The following is a 6,003-nucleotide window of genomic DNA, read 5'->3' on the forward strand; positions in this document are numbered from 1 at the left end:
CGCCGGGAGCGGTTCCCTTCGCGCACAGGCTGCCACCGTCGCATACGCTGTAACCGGCAAGGATCGAGACATCGCCAACCAGCGACTGGACCTTTGAGCGCTCGGCTTATATCTTCGCAAGGTTCCTTGCTCAAAATATTTTTGTCAAACATGTATCAAGAATCTACGACAAGTTTTATCTTTCTATACCGTTTGAATGAATAAAATCTTCGACTTTTATTATAAATCGACGGATTTCATCGTCTGTAAACCCAGTGTAAGTTGGTAAAGATTTCTTTGGGACATGCTGAATAACAGTAAAGCTCGCAGCCACGATATATAGTATCTCCTCTTCAGTGAGACCTAACTCGAATAACTTTGTCATTTCAGTAAGTTCTCCCGTTCGGTACTGAATCATGCTCCAGCGGCAATTTATTTTTCGGAACACTTGAGGAATTGATGTAGGTATCCCACCCTACATCGAATTCGGGTCTAAATGCGGTTGCTTCCCCTCTCTGTCCACTTATGACAACCGTTCTAGTTTTGTGATCCAGATAAAAAACTGTTCCATCTTTAGTGTATCGACGATCAACTGCTGGATTGGATACGATTCCTTCAACGAAATCCTGAAATTGTCTTCGTGTGGTTATACCCAAATCAGCAAACTCTCCGCCCAGCAAGTGCTTCTCAAACGCATGGCCGCTTGCAACCTCCAGCCCGATCAGTTGGCTATTCAGACGTCTTCCTGTCGCGATGTTTTCCGCACTTTGCCGGAGCCGCAACGCGTCAGCAATATCGTCCGCTTTTGCGATCGCACCGGCACTTACTACCAGCGTCCCGCCGCCGAGGGCATCTCCCGCCGCGATTTCCCCAGCCGTTATACCGATGGTTTGAACAGGGACTCCTGCAGCAGCATAACATGCTGGGCTAATACCGCACAATTTTACGATCGCAACAAGCTCAGGCGCGACAGCAATAGTAATCCCGCCGACAGCTACTGTGGTAATAATAGTACCGACAACTACGAGCTCTGCCGTGGTCATTGCGCGTGTGGCGCCTGTAAAGCTTTCAGCGAATACAGTCCCGTTACGATCCTGTTCGAAATCAAGAAGGGCGGAAATGACACTCGATGCGCTTGCCTGACCTTCCGCTTGCCGCAACATGGAGTGGACAAGCGTCTGATTGCCCCTATAGGCTGCAAGCAAATCCTCTGCTCCGCCAGCGGGGTCGCCCTCGACACATTGAAGGAGCGCCTGAAACGCGACATAGGCCGCCGCCAGAGGGCTGCTGCTGTCGATGATTGCCGAAACAAACCCTCCGCACCAGCGCAAGTTGCTTATTGACCGCCTCGACGTTGTTAGCAAGCGACGCCTCGAATTCTGCTAACTCAACGCTGCATGTCCCGAATGTGCCGCATGGAACGGAAATCCGTACTCCTGCATCACCGCCAGACTGGCCGAAGAGAACAAGCTGACCAAGCGCTATTGCCTGACGAACGGAAACGGGAATCGCAGCCTCCGAGCCGTAGTGCCGCAGGGCAGAATCATGGCTTTCTAGCATCGAGACCGTTGACGCAAAAAGATCGCTCTTACCAAGCGCTGTTGCTTCTTCCGGTGACGCACCATTGATGATCATTTTGCGCCAGACATCGACAGCCCGGCCACCCTGAGCCGCGATCTCTCCCGGAGCCAGCGCATTTTGGGCTCGCTGATAGTTCTGGATCGCCTTGATGTTATCGCCAAACTCGATCAGGTTCTGAACATCAAGCTCACCCGACAGCTTGGTGTAGCTGTCCTTGGTGATTTCCTGATACTTCGAGGCATCCTTGTTGATAGAGGCGAGTAGCTGCTCGGCGGCAGCCTTGTCCGCTTCCGTCCCGGCAACGCCATCCTTATCCGCATCGCGAATGGTGACGTTCAGATCACCGGACGCATCGAGTGTCGTGCGGGTCTCGCCCTGCTTGTCCTTCTTCTCGTAGGAGAAACCAACCGTACCGAGCTTGCCGCCGCTCATGCCGATGGACCCACCGACATTCTTGTACTGGTCGGTATCCTTCAGGTCGGCCACCGTCAGCGTGCCGGTATCGAGGCTGATATCGCCATCGGTCGCCTGAAGCAGCGCGCCGACCAACGTGGTGTCTTCGGCAACCTTGATATCGATGCCCTGTGCCGCGACAATCCCCGAGCCGGAGGACCATGCCTTGAAACCGTCCTCCTTCGAGCCGCGAACGCTCCAATCGGCGGGGTTGACGCCAACCGTCAGGCCGAAGGAAAAGCCGTCGCGCCAGCCCTGAGCCTGCGGCGAGAGGATGGTGAGATCGCGCCCGACATCGAGATCGACCGTCCTGCCAATAATGTTGCCGCCGAGAAGCGCCGTATCGCGGCCCGATGTCAGCGAGACATTGCCGGCGACGGTGATGGAGGCATTCGTCAGCGTCTCGTCATAGCCCTTCGACTTGCCGATATCGAAGCCGATCGAGGACAGGGAGAGCTGCAGGCCGCTTCATAACGTCGAATACAGCCAAAAACGTTAACCCGCCTCAAAATTTTTGCTGAAGGAACTCAGAATCTACGAAATATCCAGATCCCAACTCGTCCTGTAATTCTCGGGATAGCTCAACTCCTGCGTCGATATAATTAAATTTCTCTTCTTGGTCCGTAAATCCAGATCGTTCTGGATCATTCTTGTTAAAAGTAAGCTGGTAAATCTTGTTCCATTGGCGGAGATTTACTTTCATTCTCTCTGTGATTGGTAAATCGTCTATTTCGACATGCCCTATATAATTATCATCACTCCGAAAAATTGGAGTATCAGCTAAATATTCGGGCAAAAAAATTAACCTTATCATCTCAAGGGCTTCCATTCAGTTACGGGGTTTGCTCGCACAATGTATCCGTTTGATCCGATTCCAACGGCAACGTTTTGTTCCACTCCGTTGAATATGACTCGGTATACTGGAGCCGACCCCGACGTACCCACTATATTTCCTGCCTCGACGGCATTCATGATTAATTTCGGAATTTCAGCAGGCTTTATTCCCTTATTTAAAAAATCGCTTTCGTGGCGTGTAAGTACGTGCTGCAATCCTGCGCTAGGTGTGCCTTTCTCAAGCCAAACGATTCTGCCGTCATTTAATCGTCGGATGTCGATCACGTTAGGCACAGTAATCTTTTCTCCGTTCCTTAGGACGACATTGATAAGTTTTAGTTTGTCCGCACCCAATGCAAAAGATGGTAGTTTAGACCAAGCGGGCCCTTGAGCCTCATTGTGGCGCGTCCCACGGGAACAGCGAAATCCCCGCTCAGTTCGTTGGTCTCGACGCCGCTTCTAAGCGTCAGCCCCCACATGTCGTTGATGCCGATCAGATTGTCTTTCTCCGCCGTGATCCCAAAGCGAAGCTTGTCGACGCCTTCGATGGATTCCGTGTCGTAACCGCCGTAGAGCCTGAACGCGTCATTGATGCGGTTCGTGATCTGCACGTCGGAGGTCGCCGGCCTCTTGCCCGGAACAAGCTCCGCCTTTGCCTTGTTCGAAGGAACCCTGTTGAGGCTATCGAGTGTGTCCTGCAGGCGATCGACATGCAGGACATCGTCTTTGGCAATTGTGCCAGTCATCGCGATCCGGGCGGATGGCGGCAGCAAGGTCAGGCGTTCGAGATCGTCATCAAGGCCCTCCCACCAGGCATCTGCCTGCTGCACGAACTCGGAAATGGACGAGGATCGTGCAACGTTGCCACTTAGTTCGGCCATGCGGGGAAAGAACGCCTTATAAGGCTGCTGCTCCTCCTTGTAGACGACCGCATCGATCCGCCCGGGCACAACGCGCAGGACCAGCGTTCTGCTGGCGGCAATGTCTTGCTCCGGCAACCAGGCCTGCGTCGTGGCAAAACCCTTGTCGGCAAAAAGACCGTTTACCGCCTTGAGCAATCCGCCGACGCTTTCATTGCTCTGGCAGGACAATGCGAAGGGTCTTGTCACGTCCTCCACAGCTTCGCTGCCAATGAGTTCGTGGCCGCCTTCGATACGGATCGTGTCCACGGGAAAACATGGTGAAACACCGGACGTCGCATTATCAGATGCGGGACCCGCAAATGTCTGGATGGTCAGGGCAGGCTCCTGCGATACGGCAACACCTGGATCTGCCTGGTCGGCGTTTGCCTCTGCCGGCGGCCGCCCTTTGAGATCATCCCGTGACGATGCCGTTTGTGGAGCAAGGCAAAGAGCTGCGCAGAGAACGACGACCGAGTTTCGCAACACGGGTGAGGCGGGTGCGATACCGCCGATCACCTTCCTGTCGAAACCACCTGCTGTAGATGATTTGGTAGCTGCCGGAACGACAAATCGCGCTCTGGCCAGATATCTGGTCATCAATAAACTTCAACCCCATGTTGCCCAATGCGACGCATTAATCAATAGAGGGTATTTTGCAAGACAACTCTGGCGCGCTTATCAAAAGAATGAGAATTGAGTTACCAATTTGCATCAGTTATGCGTTGCATTTCGTTGAGATCGAAGCTCGCACGGTGCTGGCCAGAGTGGATTCAAGGGGCGATACTTCATGTCAGAATTATAATTAACTGTTTAATATTGATTGTTTTATTGCGCTATCCGAGATTAAGAACGCAGCCGTTTGCCCGCGCTTGGATTGGTCATGGGGTAAAATGCAAAAAGTCATATGTGATTGTTTGTGATCTGCCCCGAATGCCGGCATGGGCACCAGACGCGACGAAATCCGGGGCAGATTTTTGATTTTTCCGGCCAGTAAGGGCGAATATGAACGACCTTTGCGTGTATTTTTCATGGGGGCGATCGGGAAGGGCCGGCGGGCTCGCAGGCCTGGCCCTATTTTGGCTGAAGCCGGAAAGAGCCAAGCGCTCGGGGCTAGAAATCCACCTTTCCAGCCGGAGATCGGGTAGTTTCCCCTGACAAACAGGTAACTCGCTTAATCAGAAGTGGTGGGCCGTCTCCACCCTAAACGAAAGGCGTTCAGTTTGGCCCGGGGTATACCGCACGACGACATCATCGAAGCTCTTTGGGCCATTGGTCTCGTACGAGACCTCGACGACATACGGGGTCTCAGGATTGCGAAGGCCTGAAGCATATATCCAGAAGAACCGAGCCTGATAGTCGTGCCCGTCCCAACTTGCAATCACCGCATCTGCCATAACCCAACACCGGGCCTGTCTAGTCTATCCTGTTTTGTTCCTTAAGGCATTCTCCGGGCACCTTTCAGCACCCGGAAACAGTAGAATGTGGTTTGGCCAGTTTTAGCTTCCAAAATGGCCAGATCTAACGCCTTTTGGTCAATACTTAGATCGGTTTCCCATCAGATGAGAAATGTAACCGAATACTGGCCACTCCCGCTCTAACCCTTTGACACTTGAACCCACGAACCTCAAAGCACAAGTAGTTTTGGCCACCCAGGATGTCAAAATTGGCCAATGGCATGAACCGAAAGAAAAGCCGGGATGAAACCCGGCTTGAATTCGCGTAAATTGTCTCGATGTCTACAGTAGCAATTGCCGATTGGGACTGCCGTGCGGCTGAGGTCCCACCATTGAACGCTTGCTCTGCCGATCCGAAATGATCGAGTTTTGACGCATCATCAGAAGCCGCATTTCGATTGGATCGACTCGAAGGGCTGCGAGTCCGATTTTACTTTCGTCCCAGCCAACTTTTGAGAGTTTTTCAGAGCGGATCAAATTGATTGCCTCGATGAACGTGCATCCGCAACGCTTGATCGAACTATGTAAATCGTGGAGCTCGCTCATGTCCGTGCAGTTGGCGACGGCTCGAAGGTTCGCGAGTAGAGTGATAACTTGCTCGGCCGGGTATCGAGGAATGATCCTGGCGCCGGGTCGCTGTTTCACTTCGAAGGATGGCTTCAGAAGGCCGCCGTTGATGAGCTGCCGGCCTAGTCACCTGGAACCAAAGTAAGCCTCATTTTGTTCAGCTTCTGTCACAAGAGCAGGAGTTTGTTTTATGGTTGGCAGGCAGGCGGACCTCGTCGTTCTGAGCGACGAGG

The 6,003-nt window shown here is 52.8% G+C and carries 4 protein-coding genes; all 4 read right to left on the minus strand.

Annotated features, from left to right (window positions below; translation table 11 throughout):
- Positions 1–365: 365 nt before the first annotated feature.
- Positions 366–1,184 carry a hypothetical protein gene (locus PIB16_RS24850; protein ID WP_271046536.1) on the minus strand — a complete coding sequence of 273 codons (819 nt, stop codon included), beginning with the start codon at positions 1,182–1,184 and terminating at the stop codon, positions 366–368.
- Positions 1,168–2,475, minus strand: coding sequence for a hemagglutinin repeat-containing protein (locus PIB16_RS24855; RefSeq protein WP_333780004.1), 1,308 nt, complete (start codon positions 2,473–2,475; stop codon positions 1,168–1,170). The genes PIB16_RS24850 and PIB16_RS24855 overlap by 17 nt, the downstream gene beginning before the upstream one ends.
- 43 nt (positions 2,476–2,518) lie before the next feature.
- Positions 2,519–2,842 (minus strand): hypothetical protein, encoded by a 324-nt coding sequence (locus tag PIB16_RS24860; RefSeq protein WP_271046537.1) that lies wholly within the window; start codon positions 2,840–2,842, stop codon positions 2,519–2,521.
- Between the two features lie 340 nt (positions 2,843–3,182).
- Positions 3,183–4,346, minus strand: coding sequence for a POTRA domain-containing protein (locus PIB16_RS24865; protein WP_271046538.1), 1,164 nt, complete (start codon positions 4,344–4,346; stop codon positions 3,183–3,185).
- Positions 4,347–6,003: the final 1,657 nt, after the last annotated feature.

The sequence above is a fragment of the Agrobacterium sp. ST15.13.015 genome (assembly GCF_027871645.1).
Lineage (GTDB): Bacteria > Pseudomonadota > Alphaproteobacteria > Rhizobiales > Rhizobiaceae > Agrobacterium > Agrobacterium leguminum.

Excerpts from the sequence above, each read along its gene's own strand:
- PIB16_RS24860 (WP_271046537.1), bottom strand. The coding sequence starts at position 2,842 with ATGGAAGCCCTTGAGATGATAAGGTTAATTTTTTTGCCCGAATATTTA.
- PIB16_RS24865 (WP_271046538.1), bottom strand. The coding sequence starts at position 4,346 with ATGACCAGATATCTGGCCAGAGCGCGATTTGTCGTTCCGGCAGCTACC.